Origin of the sequence: Streptomyces sp. NPDC060366, from assembly GCF_042725135.1 — a bacterium.
In the GTDB taxonomy this organism is placed as follows: Bacteria; Actinomycetota; Actinomycetes; order Streptomycetales; family Streptomycetaceae; genus Streptomyces.
In genome coordinates, this window is the sequence record NZ_JBHXDC010000001.1 from 326,022 (window position 1) to 346,654 (window position 20,633).

General features: G+C 71.5%; 15 protein-coding genes. 5 read left to right on the forward strand and 10 right to left on the reverse strand.

Annotated elements, in window-relative coordinates; translation table 11 throughout:
* Window position 1: 1 nt before the first annotated feature.
* Together ACFWHU_RS01335 and ACFWHU_RS01340 are read right to left on the reverse strand one after the other, a co-directional pair.
* Entirely contained in the window at window positions 2–1,309 is a 1,308-nt protein-coding gene (locus ACFWHU_RS01335) for an ABC transporter substrate-binding protein (protein ID WP_387223058.1), read from the reverse strand.
* Between the two features lie 107 nt (window positions 1,310–1,416).
* Window positions 1,417–3,585 (reverse strand): glycoside hydrolase family 27 protein, encoded by a 2,169-nt coding sequence (locus ACFWHU_RS01340; RefSeq protein WP_387223060.1) that lies wholly within the window; start codon window positions 3,583–3,585, stop codon window positions 1,417–1,419.
* Between the two features lie 162 nt (window positions 3,586–3,747).
* On the opposite strand from ACFWHU_RS01340, the gene ACFWHU_RS01345 reads away from it, so the two are divergent.
* A complete protein-coding gene (locus ACFWHU_RS01345) occupies window positions 3,748–4,986 on the forward strand; it encodes an ROK family protein (protein ID WP_385798994.1) in 1,239 nt (412 codons plus the stop codon).
* 284 nt (window positions 4,987–5,270) lie between these two features.
* Here the strand turns inward: ACFWHU_RS01345 and ACFWHU_RS01350 are convergent, their stop codons facing one another.
* Window positions 5,271–6,299, reverse strand: coding sequence for a beta-propeller fold lactonase family protein (locus ACFWHU_RS01350; RefSeq protein ID WP_387223063.1), 1,029 nt, complete (start codon window positions 6,297–6,299; stop codon window positions 5,271–5,273).
* 520 nt (window positions 6,300–6,819) lie between these two features.
* Window positions 6,820–7,989 (reverse strand): xylose isomerase, encoded by a 1,170-nt coding sequence (xylA, locus tag ACFWHU_RS01355; RefSeq protein WP_385798990.1) that lies wholly within the window; start codon window positions 7,987–7,989, stop codon window positions 6,820–6,822.
* A 250-nt stretch (window positions 7,990–8,239) separates the two neighbouring features.
* Between xylA and xylB the strand changes: the two genes are divergently transcribed.
* Together xylB and ACFWHU_RS01365 are read left to right on the forward strand one after the other, a co-directional pair.
* A complete protein-coding gene (xylB, locus tag ACFWHU_RS01360) occupies window positions 8,240–9,715 on the forward strand; it encodes a xylulokinase (RefSeq protein WP_387223067.1) in 1,476 nt (491 codons plus the stop codon).
* Window positions 9,716–9,889: 174 nt separating this feature from the next.
* Window positions 9,890–11,008 (forward strand): hypothetical protein, encoded by a 1,119-nt coding sequence (locus ACFWHU_RS01365; protein ID WP_387223070.1) that lies wholly within the window; start codon window positions 9,890–9,892, stop codon window positions 11,006–11,008.
* A gap of 192 nt (window positions 11,009–11,200) precedes the next feature.
* Here ACFWHU_RS01365 and ACFWHU_RS01370 read toward each other — a convergent pair whose 3' ends face one another.
* The 6 genes from ACFWHU_RS01370 to tdh all read right to left on the reverse strand — a co-directional run bounded on the left by ACFWHU_RS01370 (window position 11,201) and on the right by tdh (window position 17,186).
* On the reverse strand, window positions 11,201–12,514 hold the full coding sequence (locus tag ACFWHU_RS01370; RefSeq protein ID WP_387223073.1) for an ABC transporter substrate-binding protein: 1,314 nt from the start codon (window positions 12,512–12,514) through the stop codon (window positions 11,201–11,203).
* A 23-nt stretch (window positions 12,515–12,537) separates the two neighbouring features.
* Entirely contained in the window at window positions 12,538–13,272 is a 735-nt protein-coding gene (locus tag ACFWHU_RS01375; RefSeq protein ID WP_385798983.1) for a D-Ala-D-Ala carboxypeptidase family metallohydrolase, read from the reverse strand.
* Window positions 13,273–13,459: 187 nt separating this feature from the next.
* Window positions 13,460–13,651 carry a hypothetical protein gene (locus ACFWHU_RS01380; RefSeq protein WP_387223075.1) on the reverse strand — a complete coding sequence of 64 codons (192 nt, stop codon included), beginning with the start codon at window positions 13,649–13,651 and terminating at the stop codon, window positions 13,460–13,462.
* A gap of 215 nt (window positions 13,652–13,866) precedes the next feature.
* The gene (locus ACFWHU_RS01385; protein WP_387223078.1) at window positions 13,867–14,781 is read right to left on the reverse strand and encodes a LysR family transcriptional regulator; all 915 of its coding nucleotides are present in this window, start codon (window positions 14,779–14,781) and stop codon (window positions 13,867–13,869) included.
* Window positions 14,782–14,870: 89 nt separating this feature from the next.
* Entirely contained in the window at window positions 14,871–16,052 is a 1,182-nt protein-coding gene (locus ACFWHU_RS01390) for a glycine C-acetyltransferase (RefSeq protein WP_387223080.1), read from the reverse strand.
* Between the two features lie 102 nt (window positions 16,053–16,154).
* A complete protein-coding gene (gene tdh, locus ACFWHU_RS01395; RefSeq protein ID WP_385798974.1) occupies window positions 16,155–17,186 on the reverse strand; it encodes an L-threonine 3-dehydrogenase in 1,032 nt (343 codons plus the stop codon).
* 305 nt (window positions 17,187–17,491) lie between these two features.
* Between tdh and ACFWHU_RS01400 the strand changes: the two genes are divergently transcribed.
* Both ACFWHU_RS01400 and ACFWHU_RS01405 read left to right on the forward strand, forming a co-directional pair.
* On the forward strand, window positions 17,492–19,120 hold the full coding sequence (locus ACFWHU_RS01400; RefSeq protein ID WP_387223082.1) for a CAP domain-containing protein: 1,629 nt from the start codon (window positions 17,492–17,494) through the stop codon (window positions 19,118–19,120).
* Window positions 19,121–19,503: 383 nt separating this feature from the next.
* Window positions 19,504–20,586, forward strand: coding sequence for a terpene synthase family protein (locus ACFWHU_RS01405; RefSeq protein ID WP_387223085.1), 1,083 nt, complete (start codon window positions 19,504–19,506; stop codon window positions 20,584–20,586).
* Window positions 20,587–20,633: the final 47 nt, after the last annotated feature.

Genomic DNA, 20,633 nt, shown 5'->3' on the forward strand with positions numbered 1-20,633 from the left:
CTCAGCGGCCCCAGATTTTCTGCGACTCGCGCTGCCAGGTGGTGAGGATGGAGCCGATCTCCTTGGGCTTGGCGAGGAAGCGGGTGAGCGCGGCGTCGGCGGGCGGCTGGAGGGCGTCGCTGGAGTCGCGGTTGAAGTACTGGGTGAGTTCGGCCGCGCCCTCGATCAGCGCACGGCCCTTCTTCACCAGGGCGGTTCCGCTGTCCTTGGCGTCGGGGTGGGTCGGCAGCGCGGTGCCGGAGGAGTTCTTGAGGTAGATCTCCTGTGCCTCGGCGGTGGCGAGATACCGCATCAGCTCCTTGACCTCGTCCTCGCGGCTGGTGCGGGCGCTGGCGAAGTAGCCGTCGGTGGGGGCCTCCTCGGCGATCGGGACCTTGGGGTCGATGACCGGGAAGCGGAAGAAGTCGATGTCCTCCAGCTGCCCCTTGGGGGCGGAGTCGGCGAAGAACGTGCCGATCAGCATCATTCCCGTACGGCCCTGGAGCAGTGCGGTGGTGGCGTCCTGGAAGGGCAGGGCGGTGCTGTTGGGGTCGAAGTAGGGCAGCGCCTCGCCCCAGCGGTCGAAGACCTTGCGGACCTCCGGGTCGTCGAACCGGTGCTTCCCTGCGAGGAGTTCGCGGTGGTAGGCGGCGCCGTTGATCCGGATGTTCAGGTAGTCGAACCAGGAGGAGGCCACCCAGGGGGTGTTGCCGCCCGCGCCGAGACCGATCGGCGCGACGCCCTTACCCTTGAGGGTGTCGCACAGGTCCAGGAACTCGTCCCAGGTCTTGGGCTCCTCGACGCCCCACTTGGCGAAGTTCGACTTCCGGTAGAAGACGCCCCACCAGTAGTAGGTGGTGGGGACGAAGACCTTCTTGCCGGCGCCGGAGGTGCAGAGCTTGCTCAACGCGTCGGAGTAGCCGGTCAGTTCGGGACCGGTCCAGATGTCGCTGACGTCCAGGAGCAGGTCCTTGGCCGCGTACGACTCCGCGACCGAGCCGGGGTACCAGGTGTAGAGGTCCGGCGGGTTGGCGGAGGTGAGGTAGGTCGGCAGCTGGGTGCGGAAGGTCTCTGACGCGACGGTGTTGAGCTTCGCCTTCGCGCCGCCCTCGTTGCCGAAGCCCTCGACGACCTTCTCCATGGCCTTCTTGGCCTGCGGCGAGGAGAGGTTGGACTGGAGGGTGACGTCGCCGCCCGACTTGCCCTTGGCGGTCGATCCCGAGGTGACGCAGCCGCTCAGCAGTGCGGCGGCGCCGACGGCTCCGGTGCCGGCGAGGAACTGACGCCGGCCGGGTGGTGTGGTGCGTGGTGAGGTGGGTGGGGTGATCATCGGTGAACTCCCTGTCGGACGGTGCGGGTTGTGTGGTGCGAGCGACAGTGGGGGGCGTTGAGGGGCACGGCGGCCGGCCGGGGTCACCGGCCGGCCGCCGGCGATCGTTACGGACCGGCCGGGAAGCCGGTCTGGTGGACGCGACCGTCGACGCCTCGGAAGGCGGCCAGTACGGTGCCGTCGGGTCCGGCGGTCGCGCCGAGCGCGCCGTCGAACACACCGCTCACGAACTCCTTGCGCGCCGACCAGTCACCCCAGCCGTTGCCGTACGCGCGCTGCCAGAGCGTGTAGTCGCCGGCCCGTGCGTACAGCCGCACACCGCCGTCCACCGCGACGAGCGTCGGGCTGCCGCTGACGGTCCCGCCGAGCGACGTCCACGCCGACCAGGTGCCGGCGGTGTCCCGTACCCGCCACCACACCGCGTCCTCGGCGGTGCGTACGGCGACATGGGTCCGGCCGGCCTCGTCCACGACGGCGGACGGCCGTCCGTACACATCCCGGTTCTCGGGCGCTCCCAGCGTCGTCCAACCGGAGTGCGGGCCGCGGGCCCGGATCTGTCCGTCGTCGTCGTGGGCGAGGAGCGTCCAGCGGTCGGCGCTCTCGAAGGCGACGGCCGGCGCGTCGGCGAGGCTCCCGCCGAGCTTCTGCCAGCGGCCCCACCGTCCGTCGGTGAAGGCGCGCCGGTAGGCCGCGTCGTCGGTGCCGCGTACGAAGACGTCGATCCGGCCGGGCTCGGAGGCGTCGGCGTAGGCCGCGGGCTGCCCGAGGATCCGGCCGTGCGTCGGGCCGCCGAGGTCGGTCGTACGGGACGACCAGTGCCCGTCGCGTCCGCTCTGCTGCCGCAGTGAACCGTCCGGGCCCCGGGTGAACGCCGTCAGCCGGTCACCCTCACGCACCAGCGCGGGGCTGGCTGTGGAGCGCGTACCGATCGAGGCTCCCGGCGCGTCGTCCCGGCCGCCGAGCTTGAGGAAGGCGGTGCCGTGCGCGGGGACGGTGACGGTGTACGAGCCGCTGTGCGTGCCCCGGTCGGCGCGGGCACGCAGGTCCCGTACGGAGACGTCGCCCGTCAGTCCGGCGTCCGCGAAGGTCACGGTCCGTGTCGCGGCCTTGTCCGAGCGGTTGAGGAGGACGACAGCCCGCTTGCCCGCGCCCTTGAGGGTCTTGCTGTAGACGTCGCCGGTGGAGTCGGTGGCGACGCGTACGCCCTGGATGGCGAGCGGGTCCTGGTCGACGGCGATGATCTCCGGGTTGCGCAGCGTGTCGGTCATCGACCGCGACAGCGTGCGCGGGTCGGAGCCCATGACGAGCGGTGAGCCCATCACGGCCCACATGACGAACTGGGTGGTGGACTCCTCCTCGGTCAGCTCGTACGAGCCGTCTTCGAGCTTCCGCATGGGGATGAGGTAGTCGGGGTCGTTGTAGCGGCCGGGGCCCTGGGCCTCGGGGTGCCAGGCGTTGGCGTCCATGTTGCGCAGGACGTTGGCCCACTGGCCGGCGGAGGGGGTGCCGAAGGCGACATCGGTGCCCGTACGCCAGGAGTCACCGGTCGTCGGGCCGTAGACGTACGCGTTGTGCGCGTCCTGCTCGGGGGTGTGCGGCAGGCCCCAGTCGTCGGTGAGCGGGTTGCACAGGTTGAGCAGCATCGGACGGCCGGACTTGGCGACGGCGTCGCTGAACTCCTTGAAGGCCGGGCCGGGATCGAGCTTCGCGGTGATCCCGCAGAGGAAGTCGACCTTGATGGCGTCGATCTTCCAGCCGGCGAACTGCCGCGCGTCCTCGGTGTAGTGGCCGCGGCTGCCGAGTCCGCAGCTCTTGCCGCCGTCGTAGGTGCCCGCGTCGGTGTAGATGCCGGCCTTGAGTCCGCGCTGGTGCAGATACGTCACGAGGGCGGGGATGCCGGAGGGGAAGCGGCCGGGGTGCGCGGCCAGCCGGCCCTCGCTGTCGCGCGGCGTGTCGGCCTGCCAGCCGCCGTCCAGCCAGACGATGTCGTAGCCGCTGTCCCTGAGCCCGCTGCTGACGAGGTGGTCGGCGACCGACCTGACCTCCTGCTCGGTGGGGGCGCCGAGTCCGTAGTAGGTGTTCCAGCCCATGTACGGCGTGGGGGCGAGACCGCTGTCGTAGTACGCGGGGGCGCCCTGGTCGACGGCCCGGACGGCGGGCCGTTCCACGGCGCGGGGCGGGGGCGCGTCCTTGCCGTCGGCCGCCTGCGCGGAGGGTACGGCCACCGCGAACAGCGCGGCGACGACGGCTGCCACCGTGGCCCGATGCGAAGTCACTGATGTCTCCCGAGGGTTGGGGTCACGACGAAGACTGTCGCCGCGCTCCCCGACCCTGTCAATGATTATTACTAATTAATTTAAACAACTGGCTGGAAGGGGCATCGGTCTCGTGGGACCGGCCGACTGTCCGGATTCCGATCACATAGGCTCGACGGCACCATGAAGAACAACCACACATCGCTCGGTCCCAAGGCCGACAAAGAGACGGTGCGCCGGCACAATCTGAGCCTGGTGCTGCGCGCCGTGCGGGACGAGGGTGAGGCGACGAGGGCCGGTGTGGCGGCGCGGGTCGGACTGACCCGGGCCGCGGTGTCCTCGCTGGTCGAGCAGTTGCTGGACAGCGGATTCCTCTCCGAGTCCGGCAAGACGTTCAGCGGCCAGGCGGGACGGCCGGGCACCGTACTGAAGGTGACGCGCTCCGGCCCGGCCGGCATCGGCGTCGAGATCAACATCGACTACGTCTCGGTGTGCGTGGTCGACCTGTCGGGCACCGACCGCGTACGCCTCACCGAACACCTCGACAACCGCGGCGCCGCGCCGGCCGAAGTCCTCGCCCGTGGGGCCCGGATCGCCGCGCGCACCCTCGACTCGGCCGCGGAGCAGGACCTGTCGCCGGTCGGGGTGCAGCTCGCGCTGCCCGGTCTGGTCTCCGGCGGCACGGTCCGGCAGGCGCCGAACCTGGGCTGGAACCGGGTGCCCGCCGAGGAGCTGTTCGCGCAGGCGCTGGCGGAGGCGCAGCCCGCCGTGCCACCACTGCCGGTGCGTTCGGAGAACGAGGCCAATCTGGCGGCGCTCGCCGAGCTCTGGTTCGGCGGCCTCGGCGGGATCCGCAGCTTCCTCTACCTGTCGGGCGAGATCGGTGTCGGCGGCGCGCTGGTGCTCGACGGTGAACTGCTGCGCGGCGCCAACGGGTTCGCCGGTGAGATCGGCCATGTGGTCGTGGACGCCGAAGGACCCCTGTGCCGCTGCGGCTCACGAGGCTGCCTGGAGCAGTACGCGGGCCAGTCGGCGCTCCTGCGGGGCGCCGGGCTCGACGAGAACGCCGGGGTGCCGGGCGTCGCGGAGCTGGAGGCGCTGGCGAGGGCCGGCGACAAGCGCGCGATCGCCGCGATCGGCGAGGCCGGCCGGATGCTGGGCCGGGTCCTGTCGGGCGCGGTGAATCTCTTCGACCCCGACGCGGTGGTGCTCGGCGGGATCTACCGGAGCCTGATGCCATGGCTGTCGCCGCCCGCCGACGGCGAGTTGACCGACCGGGTGGTCTCGGGGCTCTGGCCGCACGACAGCGGCCGGCTACGCGCGTCATCCTCGGCGGGAGACGCGGCGCGGGGCGCGGCGGCCCTGGTGGTCCGCGCGGTACTGGCGGACCCGGTGGCGTACGCGGACCGCACGAGCGCGTAGCGCGCGGCGCGGGGTTTCGGGTTTCGGCCCCGGGCTCGCGGCGGCGGGCCGCGCCCGGACGGCCGGTCAGCGGCCTCACCACGGGGAACAGCACACGTTCGGCGGCCCTTACCGACGCCGCGTTCCGGAGGCCCGGGGACCCCCGCGACAACGTGGGGTGGGGCGTCCGGCGGCCTTCGCCGAGCGCCCCACCCAGGGTGTACGAAGCGGTCCTGGCCGGCCTCGGCCGCACGAGCCGTCGGGGGGAAACCCGCCCCGCGGAACACCGGTGTCTGTGCCTCGGTCTACAGCCCCGCTCCCCCTTCTCCACAGCCCCGATGGTGACTCCGGCATCCCTGAGTGATGGCGACACCGGTGGGGCCGTCACCGACGGCGATGGTCGTGGTGACGGTGTTGGTCCTGGTGTCGATCACCGACACGTTGTTGTCCAGCTGGTTGGGGATGTAGGCGCGGTCACCGTCCGGGGTGAAGGCCACTCCCCGGGGCCAGGTGCCGACACGGATGGTGGTGGTGACGGTGTTGGTCCTGATGTCGATCACCGACACGGTTCCGCTGTTGAGGTTGGTGACGTAGGCGCGCTGACCGTTCGGGGTGATGGCCACACCGTTGGGAAGGTCGCCGGCGGGGATGGTGGCGATGACGGCGTTGGTCCTGGTGCTGATCACCGACACGTCGTCGCTGCCGGCGTTGGTGACGTAGACACGCTGACCGTTCGGGGTGACGGCCAGATTGACCGGCCCCTCCCCGGCGGGGATGGTCGTGGTGACGGCGTTGGTCCTGGTGCTGATCACCGACACACTGTCGTCGAGGTCGTTGGCGACGTAGACACGCTCACCGTTCGGCGTGACGGCCACACCGAAAGGCCCGTCGCCGACGGGAATGGTGGTGGTGACGGCGTTCGTCCTGGTGCTGATGACCGACACACTGTCGTCGGCGAAGTTGGTGACGTAGACACGCTCACCGTTCGGCGTGACGGCCACACCGACAGGTCCGTCGCCGACGGGGACGGTGGTGGTGACTGCGTTGGTCCTGGTGTCGATCACCGACACACTGTCGCCGTTGTTGTTGGTGACGTAGGCGTGGCGACCGTTCGGGGTGATGGCCACGCCGAGGGGACGGTCGCCGACGGGGATGGTGGTGGTGACGGTGTTGGTCTTGGTGCTGATCACCGAGACGGTGTCGTCCTCGACGTTGGCGACATAGGCGTGGGCGGGGCTGTGGTGCGCGGGGTGGTCATGCGCGGCGGCGGGCGATGCCACGGCGAGTGGGACCGTCAGGCCCGTGAGCACCGCCAGCCCTACCCAGGCCCGCACGACCCTCCCCCATGGGCGCTCACCGAGGTGGCGTCGCCCGGTGATTCTTCGTTCCGGCGTTCCCTGTACCGCGATATCTGACACGGAGACCTCCTGAAGTGACTCGATACCGAAGCGGCATGACTGCGGCCACACCATGTGCCGGTATCCCCACAAAGGCTCCGAGATCGCGTGTCTGGGGCTGGATGGACGATCCGAATCCCACCTTCGGCCCCTCGTCCACGGCTTCGGGCACGGGACAGCGTCAACCGCACTCGGGCCTTCGAGAACGCCGTCCGCGCGGCGGGGTCCCGCGCCGGGCGCCCCGGGCCGGGCGGGACTTCACGGCATGCGCGCGCCAGGCGTCGCGGGACGGGCGGTACCTCCGAAACACGCCCTGACGGAGTCGCGGGCGTGGGCCCTCCGGGCGTGGACCCTCCGTACGGAGGGGGTTTTCCGTACGCGCACACGCGGGGCGGCCCGGCGGTGGGGCCGTCCCGCGTGTGCGGTCGTGTCAGGACTCGGTCGTCTCAGTGCCGGATCAGCGGGCGCCCAGGAGGTGGTCCATGGCGAGCTGGTCGAGGTGTTCGAACGCCATGCCGCGGCTCGCCGCGGACGCCACGTCGAAGTCCTCGTACGCGCCCCGGTCGGCCAGCAGGCCGGCCACCCCGTCGGCGGCGGTCGGCTGCGCCAGTTCGTCCAGCCGCGACGCGCGCAGCGCCTCCTGGACCTCCGGGTCGGCGCGGAACGACGCGGCGCGCTCCTTGAGGATCAGGTAGTTGCGCATGCAGCCGGCGGCGGACGCCCACACGCCGTCGAAGTCCTCGGTGCGCGGCGGCTTGAAGTCGAAGTGCCGCGAGCCGTCCCAGCCGGCCGTCTCCAAGAGGTCCACCAGCCAGAACGCGGCGCGCAGGTCGCCGGCGCCGAAGCGCAGGTCCTGGTCGTAGCGGGTGCCGTGCTGGCCGTTGAGGTCGATGTGGAAGAGCTTGCCCGCCCACAGGGCCTGCGCTATGGCGTGCGGGAAGTTCAGCCCGGCCATCTGCTCGTGGCCGGTCTCCGGGTTGACGCCGTACAGCTCGGGGCGCTCCAGGCGCTCGATGAAGGCGAGCGCGTGGCCGACGGTCGGCAGCAGGATGTCACCGCGGGGCTCGTTCGGCTTGGGCTCGATGGCGAACTTGATGTCGTACCCCTGCGAGACGACGTACTCGCCGAGCAGGTCGAAGCCCTCCTTCATCCGGTCCAGCGCCAGACGCACGTCCTTCGCGCCGCCGGACTCCGCGCCCTCACGGCCGCCCCAGGCGACGAACTTCTTGGCTCCCAGCTCGGCGGCCAGGTCGAGGTTGCGCAGGGTCTTGCGCAGCGCGAAGCGGCGGACGTCACGGTCGTTCGCCGTGAAGCCGCCGTCCTTGAAGACGGGGTGGGTGAAGAGGTTGGTGGTGACCATCGGAACGACGAGCCCGGTGGTGTCCAGCGCCTGCCGGAAGCGCTTGATGTGCGCCTCGCGCTCGGCGTCGGACGAACCGAACGGGATCAGGTCGTCGTCGTGGAAGGTCACTCCGTACGCGCCCAGTTCGGCGAGGTGCTGTACGGACTCGGTGGGGTCGAGCGCCGGGCGCGTCGCGTCCCCGAACGGGTCCCTGCCTTGCCAGCCGACCGTCCACAGACCGAAGCTGAACTTGTCCGCGGGGGTGGGAGTGAAACGTTCCGTCATTTCTCTGGCCGCCTTCGATACCTCAGGTCCGGCAGGTGCAGACCTTTTTGTTTCCTGACATGACTAATAATGCACGTCCGGGTGGATACGGAAAAGACCCCGCGTTCGCCCAACCCTGTTCGAGGCGTCGAACACCACCTTGGGCTAGGAAATGACGCCAGTACCTGCCGGATGCACGACAACATCACGTAATTTGTTGGCCTGCGGTCAAAATCCCGCCGCAAGCCCGGAATCAGGAAGAGGTACGAGCGTGCCGCACAGCCAGGTGGTCATCGGCGTCGACAGCTCCACCCAGTCGACCAAAGCGGCGTTCACCGACGCCGGGACCGGACGGCTGCTCGCCGTCGGGCGCGCCCCGCACCGGGTGACCGGGGAGGCCGGGGCGCGGGAGACCGACCCCGAGGTGTGGTGGCAGGCGCTGCGTGAGGCCGTCGCCATGGGACTCAAGGAGTCCGGCGTACCGGCGTCCGCCGTCACGGGCATAGCGGTCGCCGGCCAGCAGCACGGCCTGGTGGTGCTCGACGCGGCCGGGAAGCCGCTGCGACCCGCCCTTCTTTGGAACGACACCCGCTCCGCCCCGCAGGCCGCCGCCCTCACGGAGGCGCTGGGCGGACCCGACGCGTGGACCGCCAGGACCGGATCCGTGCCCGTCGCCTCGATGACGGCGGCGAAGTGGCAGTGGCTCCGGGAGAACGACCCCGCCTCCGCCGGCGCGGCGGCGGCCGTCCGGCTCCCCCACGACTTCCTCACCGAACGCCTCGCGGGTACGGCGGCCACGGACCCCGGTGACGCGTCGGGCACCTGCTGGTACTCCACGGCGACCGGGTCGTACGACCCCGAACTGCTCGCGCTCGTCGGCCTCGACGAGTCGCTGCTGCCGGCCGTCGCCCCGACCGGGGCCGCCCGTGTCGGCTCGCTCACCGCCTCCGCCGCCGAACTGCTGGGGCTGCCGGCCGGTATCGCCGTCGCCGCCGGGACCGGCGACAACATGAGCGCGGCCGTCGGCCTCGGCCTCGGCGGCGCCGGGCTGCTGGACCACCCCGTACTGAGCCTCGGCACGTCGGGCACCGTCTTCGCGGCCACCCGCACCAGGCCCGCCTCGGCCGCGCTGTCCGGGTTCGCGGCGGCCGACGGCACGTTCCTGCCGCTCGGCTGCACCCTGAACTGCACGCTCGCCGTCGACAAGGTCGCCGAACTGCTGCGCCTCGACCGCGAGGACGTGACGCCCGGCGGCGAGGCGGTGCTGCTGCCGTACCTCGACGGCGAACGCACCCCCGACCTGCCGACCTCCTCCGGCCTGCTGACGGGGCTGCGGCACGACACGACGCCGCAGCAGTTGCTCGGCGCGGCGTACGAGGGCGCGGCGTACACGGTCCTGCGGGCGCTGGACGAGGTCCTGCGCGCCTGCGGCCTCGACCCGGCGGACCCCGAGGCGGCGAACCGGCCGCTGCGTCTGGTGGGCGGCGGCGCCCAGGGCCGTACGTGGGTGGAGACCGTACGACGCCTCTCCGGGCGCCCGGTGATCGTGCCGGAGAGCGGCGAGCTGGTCGCCCTGGGCGCGGCGGCGCTGGCGGCGTCGGCCGCCACCGGCGAGGACCCGGTGGCGATCGCCGCCTCCTGGAAGACCGGCGACGGCCCCGAACTCCCGCCGGTCGCACGGGGCATGGAGACCTGGGAGCGCATCGGTTCGGTGCTGGACCGGGCGGCGCCGAGCCTGCTGTCGTAGGGGCGCAGCGGGGTTTGCGGGGCGGGTGGGACACCGGCGTACGGAAGTGCTCGGGCACCCACCCGCCCCGCCGGCCCGTGTCTCACATCGCCCTCTTGATGGCGGGTCGGCAACAGTCCTAACCTGCGATCCGCGCGGCGTCGCCGCGCGCCGGAGGAGGGACGGGACACGCCCATGTCCGACGCACCGAACGACGACGTCCTCCACGCCGCGCTGCCCGACGCGGACCTGCTCAAGGCACTGGCCCCGTACACGACCAGGGGCGGCGGGGCGGTGGCCGACGCGGGCCGGATCCGGGCCGTCACCCGCAGGCAGTTGATGCGCTGCGAGGCCGTCCGCTTCACGGAGCGGCGCACCGAGACACAGCGGACCGCCTTCGGTACGAAGGATCTGTCGGCGCTGCCTCTTTACGAAGGCGCCCTCGCGGACCACCGGCTGACGCCGCCCGAGAAGCCCGGCAAGGTCACCCTGCTCCGCGCGCACTCCCACCGGCTCGTGCCCTGCCCGTGCGACAACGGCACGATGCGGTGCGCCAGTTGCTCCGGCAGCGGCCGGCACGACTGCACCTGCCGCAACGAGCCGCCCGCGTGCGCCCTGTGCCTGGACGTCGCCCCGTGCACGGAGTGCGAGAAGAACGGCGGACGCCGGACGCGTACGGCGAAGGTGCGCCCCGCCGCGACCGGTCCGCGCGCCACGGCACCCGGCGCGCCGCGGGTCACCTGCGCGGTGTGCGGTACCTCCGAGACCGGGTGCCCCGGCTGCTCGGGGCGGGGCCGCGTCAGGTGCCCGCACTGCGAAGGCCGGGGGCGGGAGACCTGCGCGCGCTGCTCGGGGCGGGGTGTCGGTCCGCACGACGTGTGCGGCGGAAAGGGCAGCCTCACCCACTGGGTGGAGGGCACCGTCGCGTACGCGCACGAGAGAGCCTCCTTGTCACTGCCCGAGCCCGACTGGCCCGACAAGGTCCGCGAGCGGCTGGCCGCCGCCCGGTGGCGGTCGCACGACGTCCCGGCGGACGGCGCGGTGCCTCCCGGCGTCCATGCCACGCACCGGGCCGCCGTGGCGAACCACCTGGCCCACCGGAACGCGGAACTGTCCCGGCGGGTGACCGTGGAGACCTGTCCGCTGGCCCGTGTGGAGCTGACCGACGATCCGAACCGGGTCTTCCACGTCTTCCCGGGCGAGCGGAGCCTGGAGGTCGTCGCGACCCTCTCGAACCGGCTGAAGCGTCGCCTGATCGCGGCGGGGGCGGTCATCGTGATCGTGGTGGTCCTGATCGTGCGACTGGTCGCCTAGGGTCTGTCGTTTGGATCAGGCCGGATCAGGGAGTGGGGTCTGGTGCGTGCGGTCGCAAGGCGGAGGAGGGAGACAACGCGGAGCGTTGGCGACCGACGACAACGCGGCGGGCGTGCGTGCCAGGGACCGCGAGCCCGGCAAGATCCGAACGACAGGCCCTAGGGCCTGTCGTTCGGATCTTGCCGGCCGTACTCACCGCGCCACGGGCAGTTCCACCCGCCGCATCGCCTTGCTGAACTCCCGTGCCGTGGACCGGCCGGCGAACAGGTCGCCCACCTCGGTGAGCAGGGGATCGCGCCAGGCCGGGTGCACGGCTCTCTCCCAGCTGAGGGTGTAATCCGGGGCTTTCCGTACCAGGTCGTACTGGAACCGGGCGAACTCCGGGTACGGCGCGTGGTCGAGCAGCTTCGCCGCGGTGGTCGTGGCGGGGACCTCGCCTGCCCGCAGCAGGGCCTCGCTGTGTGCCGTACCGGTGAACTCCTTCAGCAGGGCGACGGCGGCGAGCCGGTTCTCGGTGCGCCCGCTCATGGTCAGATAGCCGGCCGGGGTGCCCAGCAGGCTCCCCGGCTTCCCCTTGCCCTGCTCGACCGTCGGGAACGGCACCCACCCCAGGTCCTTGTCGGTGAACCCCGGGAACCTCCGGGCGAGCTCCGCGTGCTGCGCGGACTCCGCCAGGAGCAGGCCGGCCCGGCCTCCGGCGAGAAGGGCGGCGGCATCGCTGTCGGTGCCGGCCGCGCCGCCGTCGGCGCCGAACGAACCGCTGTCGAGCAAGGAGATGACCTCCTGCGCCGCGTGCTGCACGGTCCGGTCGCTCCACGCGCTGTTGTCCCCGGAGCGGATACGGTCCGCGACCCCGGGGCCGCCGATGCGCTCCACCAGGTACTCCAGCCATCTCGCCGCAGCGGCGGGATCGGATCCGGCCAGGGCGACGGGTATGACGTTCGCGGCGCGCAGCCGGGCTTCGGCCTTCTTCAGATCCGACCAGGTGGCGGGTGGTGCGAGGCCGAGATCCGTGAACAGGGCGCGATGGTAGAACAGGACGACGGGCCGGGTGCCCCGGACGGGGATGCCGAAGGGGCGGTGGTTGACGGCACAGCCCCCCAGGACACCGGGCAGCAGCCTCTCGCCGAACTCGGGGTAGTCCTCGGTGAGGTTGTACAGGTCGACCAGCCGGTGCTCCTCGGCGGAGACGCGGATGGCTCCGGCTCCCCAGGTGAAGAGGAGGTCCGGGCCACGGTCGCCGTCCAGTGCCCTGTCCAGCACGCGGGCGTACGACGCCACGGGGGCGTCGCGGAGTTCGGCGGTCGCCTCTGCTCCTGCCTCGGCCTGCGACTTGTTGAAGCGGCGGACCGTCGCCGCGTGGATCCGCGTGGCGCCGTCCTCGGGAACGAGGGCGAGGAGAGGCTCGGTGGCCGTGGTGTCGTCGCCCGCGCCCGAGTCGCACCCGGCCGCGCCGGCGCCGAGCACGGTGATTGCGCCGGCGCCGAGGAAGCTCCGTCTGCTCATGGACACGATCGGGTCGCCCCCCCCTAGCAGCCGTGCCACTGCCGTGAGCCGGTCATGCCCACATGGGTGTGGTCGTTGTGGCCCGGGAAGCCCTGGCCGAGGATCTCCGTGAAGCCGGAACGCTTGGCCCCGTTGTGGAGCTTGCAGCGCCAGGTCTGGGTCCCCGGCATGTCGGCGGCGTCCCCGTAGGTGTGCCGGCTGCCGCTGACACCGCCCACGGCCGCGTTGCAACTGTTCGAACGGAAACCGCTGGAGATCTGGATCGGGTTGCCGCCGAGCTTCTCGCGCAGCGCCTCCAGCTTCCACATGCTCTTGCGCGCGTTGGCCTTCGCGGTGGCCGCCGACACCGCGCCGCCCGACCAGGTGGAGTTGCACTTGTTCCACTCGGCGTACGAGAAATGGATGGGCGTGCAGTCCGAGTCCTGTAGCGCGTAGATCTTGTCGACCGTCTGGCTGCCGGCGATCCCGTCGGCCTGGAGGCCGTACTGCGCCTGGAACTTACGGACCGCCTCTTTGGTGCGCCCGCCGTAGACCCCGTCGGTCGAGAGCACTTCGCCGCTTTCCACGAACCCGGCGACACGGATCTGGAGGCGCTCCACCGAGGTGCCCTGGCTGCCCTCCTGCAAGGGCAGACCGGTGATGGGCTGGCCGCAGTTGGACGCGGCCTGCGCGTAACCGGCGGTGGCCGTCGCACCGACGATGACGCCGGTCGAGATCATGACGAGTGCGAGCGATGTGTGCAGCGCGCTTCTGAACATGGCGACTCCTGTGTCGTAGAGGCGATTCGTGCACGGTGGAGGGGCGAATCGGACGGCCGCGCGGCCGGACCGGACGCGCCCGGAAGCGAAGGGAGTGCCCCTGGCGGGCCGCCTCGGAGGACCGGCCGGGTGGCCCGCCGGGGGTCTTCAGGACGTCATGGGCGCCGATAGCCGCCCTGAGGTCCGGTCAGGTTGCCCAGTTGTTGGAGGCGTTGGTGGTGACCCACTGATGGGAACTGATGGCGCTGTTCACGGTGGTGGACTCGGACCCCGCCGGCCGCGCCTGCGCCTGCGCGTCGCGGGCGCCGGTCAGGGCGGCGAGGGCCGCGGCGGTGAGAGCGAGGGCGAGGGAGCGCCGGAGGCGGCCGCGCTTCGTCATGGCGTCTCCCCTGCTCGGTGTTGGTCACGGACTCCCCGGCGGGGCCACCGGGGTCGGTGACGTCATGCGCCCCGGCCGGTGTCGGCCCCGTACGACCGGCACAGTAGTCCGGCCCGATCGCTGAGTGTGACGGTCGTTCGCCCCACAAGGAGCGGCACCCGATGGGGCGGCCGGACCGGGCCGCGGGCCCGTCCGGGCGATCGGCGGCGGAGCGCTCAGCCCGTCGTCAGGCCCGACGCCGACTCCGTGAGCGCGTCCAGGACCGGGCGGATCAGCGGGTGGTGCTCCGCGCCCCGGCGGACCGCCGCGAAGACCCGTCGGGTGGCGGGCGGGCCGGACACCGGGCGTACGACCGTGCCCTTCAGCTCCATCCCGCGCAGCGCGGAGCGCGGTACGAGCGCCACCCCCGCGCCGGCGCCAGCGAGGGCGACCACCGCGCGGAAGTCGTCCGAGGAGTGCACCAGGCGCGGTTCGAAGCCCGCCAACTCGCAGGCGAGGTGCATCACTTCGTGGCAGGGGTTGCCCGGGTACGGGCTGATCCAGTCACTGTCCGACAGCCCGGCGAGCGGCACCTCGATCTCGTGGCGCAGCGGGTGCCCCTCGGGCAGAACCGCGTCGAACGGCTCGGCGTACAGCGGTACGCGCGACAGGCGCGGGTCGTCCTCGGTGGGCGCGCCCCGGTATTCGACGGCCAGCGCCACGTCCGCCTGGCCGTCGAGGAGCAGCGGCAGGCTCTCGTCGCCCTCGGAGTCCCGTACCCGTACGCGGATGCCCGGGTCCGACGCGGCGAGGTGCGCGACGGCCGGGGCCAGCACCTCGGCGATCCCCGTGGCGAACGCGGCGACCGTGACCTCGCCGGCCGCTCCGCCCGCGTACGCCGCCAGCTCCGCCTCCGCCCGCTCCAGCTGCGCGAGGACCTCGTGGGCGTGTGTGAGCAGGATCTCCCCGGCCGCCGTCAGCCGTACGCCCCTGCCGCTGCGGGTCAGCAGCGCGTGGCCGGTCTCCTGCTCCAGCGCGGCGAGCTGCTGGGAGACGGCCGACGGGGTCAGATACAGCGCGGCAGCCGCGGCGGTCACCGTACGGTGGTCCGCCACGGCTCGCAGGATGCGCAGACGCCGGGGGTCGATCACGCGCCCATCCTGCCAGGCCACGGCGCTTTCGGGTCCGGCACGTGCCGGACCCGGCGCCCGTCGGTCCGGCGCTCCCGGGCCCGGCGGCCTCAGTTCTTGAGGGCGTCCCGCGCGTCGATGAACGCCGCCACCGCACGCCGCACGTCCTCGGTCGAGTGCGCCGCCGACAGCTGGACGCGGATGCGCGCCTGTCCCATCGGGACGACCGGGTACGAGAACCCGATCACGTACACACCACGCTCCAGCAGCAGCTCCGCCATCCGCCCGGCCTCCGCGGCGTCGCCGATCATGACGGGGGCGATGGCGTGGTCGCCGGGCAGGATCTCGAACCCGGCCGCCGTCATCTCCGTACGGAAGAGCGCCGTGTTCGCGTTGAGCCGCTCGCGGAGCCCGTCGGCGCTCTCCAGCAGGTCGAGGACCTTGATCGAGGCGGCGGCGATGACCGGGGCGAGGGAGTTGGAGAAGAGGTACGGGCGCGACCGCTGGCGCAGCAGGGCGACGATCTCGGCGCGCGCCGCGACGTAGCCGCCGGACGCGCCGCCCAGTGCCTTGCCGAGCGTGCCGGTGATGATGTCGACGCGGTCCATCACGCCGTGCAGTTCGGGGGTCCCCCGGCCGCCGGGGCCGACGAAGCCGACGGCGTGCGAGTCGTCGACCATCACCATGGCGTCGTACCGGTCGGCGAGGTCGCAGATCTCGGCGAGCGGCGCGACGTAGCCGTCCATGGAGAAGACGCCGTCGGTGACGACGAGCCGGCGCCGCGCGTCCTGCGACTCCTTGAGGCGCGCTTCGAGCTCGGCGAGGTCGCGGTTGGCGTAGCGGAGCCGACGGGCCTTGGACAGCCGGATGCCGTCGATGATGCTGGCGTGGTTCAGCGCGTCGGAGATGACCGCGTCCTCGGGGCCGAGAAGGGTCTCGAAGACGCCGCCGTTGGCGTCGAAGCAGGAGGAGTAGAGGATCGTGTCCTCCTGGCCGAGGAACGAGGAGAGCCGCCGCTCCAGCTCCTTGTGGATCTCCTGGGTGCCGCAGATGAAGCGTACGGAGGCCATGCCGTAGCCCCACCGGTCCAGCGCGTCCTTGGCGGCGGCGACGACGTCGGGATGGTCGGCGAGGCCGAGGTAGTTGTTGGCGCAGAAGTTGAGGACGTCACCGGAGGCGACGGAGATGGCGGCGTTCTGCGGGGTGGTGATGACGCGCTCGGGCTTGAAGAGACCGGCGTCGCGGATCTCGTCGAGGGTGGCGCGGAGGTCGTCGCGGACGGACGCGTACATACGGGGCTCCCGGTGGGAAGAGTGGGCGGGGCGAGGGGGCTGCGCGGGAGGGTGGGGGCCGGGCGCACGAGGATCGGGCCCAGGAGGATCAGGTCCGGAGGGTCAGGCCCAGTTGAGGATGATCTTGCCGCCGGTGGCCTTGGCCGCCTCGTCGAAGGCCGTGTCGAAGTCCTCGTAGCCGTAGCTGCCGGTGATGACGGGCGCGAGGTCGAGGCCGGCTTCGAGCAGCACCGTCATCGCGTACCACGTCTCGTACATCTCGCGGCCGTAGATGCCCTTCACCGTGATCATCGAGGTGACGATCTTCGCCCAGTCGACGGCGAACTCGGTGGCGGGCAGGCCCAGCATGGCGATCCGGCCGCCGTGCGTCATGTTGTCGACCATGTCGCGCATCGCCTCCGGGCGACCGGACATCTCCAGGCCGATGTCGAAGCCTTCCTTGAGGCCGAGCCGTCGCTGCGCCTCGGCGATGCCGGTGCCGGGGGCCGAGACGTCGAGCGCGAGTGTGGCGCCGACCTTGCGGGCGATCTCCAGGCGGTCGGGGCTGACGTCGGTGATGGCGACGTTGCGCGCGCCGGCGTGCCGGGCGACGGCCGCCGCCATGATGCCGATCGGGCCCGCGCCGGTGATCAGCACGTCCTCGCCGACGAGGGGGAAGGTGAGCGCGGTGTGCACGGCGTTGCCGAACGGGTCGAAGATCGCCGCGATGTCGAGGTCCACGGGCGCGCGGTGGACCCATACGTTCGACGCGGGAAGCGCGACGTACTCGGCGAACGCGCCGTCGCGGCCGACGCCGAGTCCGACCGTACTGCGGCACAGATGCCTTCGGCCCGCCAGACAGTTACGACATTTGCCGCAGACCAAATGCCCTTCGCCGCTGACGAGATCGCCGACGGCGATGTCCTGGACATCGGTGCCGACGTACGCGACCTCGCCGACGAACTCGTGGCCGAGGACACGCGGCGCCTGAACCGCCTGGCGGGCCCAGCCGTCCCACGCGCGGATATGCAGATCGGTGCCGCAGATACCGGTACGCAGGACCTTGATGAGCACGTCTCCGGGGCCGGCCTCCGGCTCGGGCACATCGGTGAGCCGGAGCCCCGGCTCGGCAGTCAGCTTCACAAGTGCCTTCATCGGGGCGGCTCCAGGCGGTGCGGGTGCGCGGACACGCGGACGCACGCGGGTGCGTGACGCGGGCGGCACTGATCGATGTCGGCACCAATCTGCCGCCGCCGTGACCGTTCAGTCCATCGAGGATTTCTTAAGCGGGTCGACAGCTGAGCTTCACGCCGAACTGGTATCCGGCCGGGATCCGGCCAGGCGGCCGAATATGAATTCGCCCACTTGTGCGGCGCCGCGTGCCGTATCAAGGGGGCACGGGCCCGCCGTTCCCCTTACGATCGGTGCCCACCGCGAGTCACGAGTGGGAGTGAGACAGCGTGAGCAGTCCGTTCAAGACCTCAGTGGTCAAGGCGGCGCAGGCCGGGGACCGGTCGGCGGTCGACCGACTCGGCGTCGAGTCGCTGCCGCTTGTCCACCAGCTCGTCGGCCACGCCCTGCACGGCCACCCGGAAGTGGACGCGCTGGCGCGGGAGACGCTGCACCACGTGCTCGGCGGCCTCGGCGGGCTGCGCCGCCCGGCCGACTTCCGCTCGTACCTGGTCACCACCACGGTCGCCCGGATCCGTGAGCACGCGGACTACGTGTACGACCCGGCGCTCCCCCGGCCCGACTTCGACTTCGTGGATCTGATGATCAGCCGTCTCGGACTCTCCGGTCAGCACCGGGAGGTCGCCGAGGCCACGCGCTGGGTCGACCGCGAGCACCACGCGCTCGTGGCGCTGTGGTGGCTGGAGACCGCCGGTGAACTCACCCGGCCCGAGGTCGCCGCCGCCCTGGCCGCCAACTCGCAGCAGATGGACGCGCGAATCGAGCGGATGTGGCACGAACTGGACACCGCTCGCGTGGTGGTCCGCGCGCTGTCGGCGCAGCCGCCGTGCGTCCTGCTGGAGCAACTCGTCGGCGGCTGGGACGGCGTACCGTCCCCGCTCTGGCGTGAGCGCACGGCTCGGCACACGTACGACTGCACCGTCTGCTCCGGGTACGCGGCCGGACTGGCGCCCGCCGACGCCCTGGTGGCCGGTCTTCCGCTGGTGCCGGTGGGCAACCGCGAGGCCCCGGCCGCCGCCTCGTACAGCGAGGGCGGTTTCGGTAGCGGTGCTTCGGGCGATGGCGGTTTCGGTGGTGGCGCTTCGGACGGTGGCGTTTCGGGCGGCGTTCCGGGCGACGGGAGTCGTACCGGCGCCAGGGACGCGCTGCGCCGCGACCGGCGGGCGAAGCGGCGCCGCGCCGTCACCGTGACCGCGGCCGTCGCCGCGCTGCTCACCGCCGGGGGCGTCGCCCAGCTCGTCGCGAGCGACCGGGACAAGGACGAGTCACGCGCGTCGACCGCCGTCGAACCGGAGACGCTGGAGCCCAAGTCGGCGGCGAGCCGTACGGCGGAGTCCGCAAGCCCCTCACCCTCGCGCAGCAGCGCGAGCCCGTCGCCCTCGCCGACCCGCTCGCCGTCCAAGAAGGCGGCCAAGCCGAGCAAGTCAACTCCCGCCCCGCGCCCCTCCACCGCCGATCCGGCCCCGAAGCCCGATCCGACACCGACGGCGGACGACCCCAAGCCGGGCGGTGGCGGCGGCCTCGCCGACCAGGTCACCACTCTCGTCAACTCCGAGCGTTCCAAGGCCGGTTGCGGACCGGTAAGTGCCAATTCACAGTTGGACACCGCCGCGCTGCGCCACTCCCAGGACATGGCGGCCAAGGACTACTTCGACCACAACAGCCCGGACGGCAAGGACCCCGGCGACCGCATCACGGCGGCGGGCTACCAGTGGAGCACCTACGGCGAGAACATCGCGCGGGGGCAGCAGACGGCCGCCCAGGTGATGGAGGGCTGGATGAACAGCCCGGGCCACCGGGCCAACATACTGAACTGCGCCTTCAAGGAGATCGGTGTCGGCGTCCACAACGAGTCCGGCGGACCGTGGTGGACCCAGGCGTTCGGCGCGCGCGGCTGACGGAAGGGCGAGTGGCGTGGACTGACGGAACCCACGCACTTCGTCCCACCCGGCCACCTGATCGTGACGTAGTGATCACCATCAGTATGTTTTCGGCCAGGATCGAATCCGACCGAACAGGCACCACCGGAACCGATCACTCCCCTCTCCGGACGGTGGCGCCGGTACCGCCCTGACGTGGGAGCCCGGCCATATGGCCGCACCGAGTGATCCCGGCCACCCCACATATGGTCAAATCCGGCCAGGCGTAGATCAGTTGCCCTGTTATTGACGAACCGTCATGGGCATATACGCTCCACTCGAACAACCGCCGACTTACACCACACCGCACCGGATTCTCACCGAACCCACCCTGTGCCTACATGTTTCCCAGGAGGCCGGTCATGACGTGCGTCGAGGAACAGGTCCTGTCCCGGCAGCTCCCGGCCGTGCCGTTCTACTGCCCGGTGGAACCCGCCGTACATCCCGGCGTCGACGTCCTCAACGACCTGACGGTGGACTGGATGCTGCGTCAGAATCTGGACACCGACGAGCAGCAGCGCAAGCGCCTCGCCGTCTGCGACTTCGGCGGACTCACCGCCTGGACGATGCCGTACGGAAAAATCGAACCCCTCACCCTGATGGCCAAGTTCCACGCCGTGCTCTTCTCGCTCGACGACGGTGTCTGCGACGAGACGGACGCCACCACGGATCTGATGGCACAGGAGACCTCCCGCATCCTCCGCGCGGTCGAGGCCCCGGCCGCGAACTCCCGCGCCGACTCCCCGCACACCGCCGCGCTGCGCGCCCTGCGCACGGAGCTGGAGGAGTACGCGTCCCCGCAGCAGCTGCGCCGCTGGACGGACGCCATGCGGGTGTACACCTCGGGTCTGGTGTGGGAGGCGTCCTGGCGCCGCAGCGCCGAACTGCCGTCCCTGAACGACTACATCACCCTGTGGATGCGGGCCATAGGGATGGCACCGTCCACGGCGATGATCGAGATCGTCGGCGGATTCTCCGTACGGGACGAGGAGTTGGCGGATCCGCGTGTCCAGGCGCTCACCGAAATGGCCTGGACGCTGGTCAGTTGGGACAACGACCTCTACTCCCGGAACAAGGAACTGCTGCGGGCGGGCGACGATCTCAATCTGATCGACGTGCTCTGCCAGGAGCTGGGCTGCGAGCCACCTGAGGCGCTGAAGCACGCGGTGGCGATGCGGGACCGGGTGATGGTGCTCCACGGCCGGCTGAGCGAGCAGGTACTCCTGGACGCGAGCGACGAACTGCGCGGTTACACAGAGGGGTTGGGGCAGTTCGTGCGGGGCCATCTGGACTGGGCGTCGGTCTGTCCCCGCTACTCGGTGCCGTCGGGTCCGGCGGCGGAGCCGGGCGGCTGGTGGAAGCCGGACCCCTCCGACTCCGGCCGGGAGCCGCTGCCGATCCCCACGATCTCCTGGTGGTGGGAGCAACTGGACGTCACCAGCTGACCTCCGGCCGCTCCCACCTCGCCCGCCCCCACTCGTCACCGCCCCGG

Excerpts from the sequence above, each read along its gene's own strand:
- ACFWHU_RS01370 (WP_387223073.1), bottom strand. The coding sequence starts at position 12,514 with ATGAGCAGACGGAGCTTCCTCGGCGCCGGCGCAATCACCGTGCTCGGC.
- tdh (WP_385798974.1), bottom strand. The coding sequence starts at position 17,186 with ATGAAGGCACTTGTGAAGCTGACTGCCGAGCCGGGGCTCCGGCTCACC.
- ACFWHU_RS01380 (WP_387223075.1), bottom strand. The coding sequence starts at position 13,651 with ATGACGAAGCGCGGCCGCCTCCGGCGCTCCCTCGCCCTCGCTCTCACC.
- ACFWHU_RS01335 (WP_387223058.1), bottom strand. The coding sequence starts at position 1,309 with ATGATCACCCCACCCACCTCACCACGCACCACACCACCCGGCCGGCGT.
- xylA (WP_385798990.1), bottom strand. The coding sequence starts at position 7,989 with ATGACGGAACGTTTCACTCCCACCCCCGCGGACAAGTTCAGCTTCGGT.
- ACFWHU_RS01345 (WP_385798994.1), top strand. The coding sequence starts at position 3,748 with ATGAAGAACAACCACACATCGCTCGGTCCCAAGGCCGACAAAGAGACG.
- ACFWHU_RS01375 (WP_385798983.1), bottom strand. The coding sequence starts at position 13,272 with ATGTTCAGAAGCGCGCTGCACACATCGCTCGCACTCGTCATGATCTCG.
- ACFWHU_RS01390 (WP_387223080.1), bottom strand. The coding sequence starts at position 16,052 with ATGTACGCGTCCGTCCGCGACGACCTCCGCGCCACCCTCGACGAGATC.
- ACFWHU_RS01365 (WP_387223070.1), top strand. The coding sequence starts at position 9,890 with ATGTCCGACGCACCGAACGACGACGTCCTCCACGCCGCGCTGCCCGAC.
- ACFWHU_RS01405 (WP_387223085.1), top strand. The coding sequence starts at position 19,504 with ATGACGTGCGTCGAGGAACAGGTCCTGTCCCGGCAGCTCCCGGCCGTG.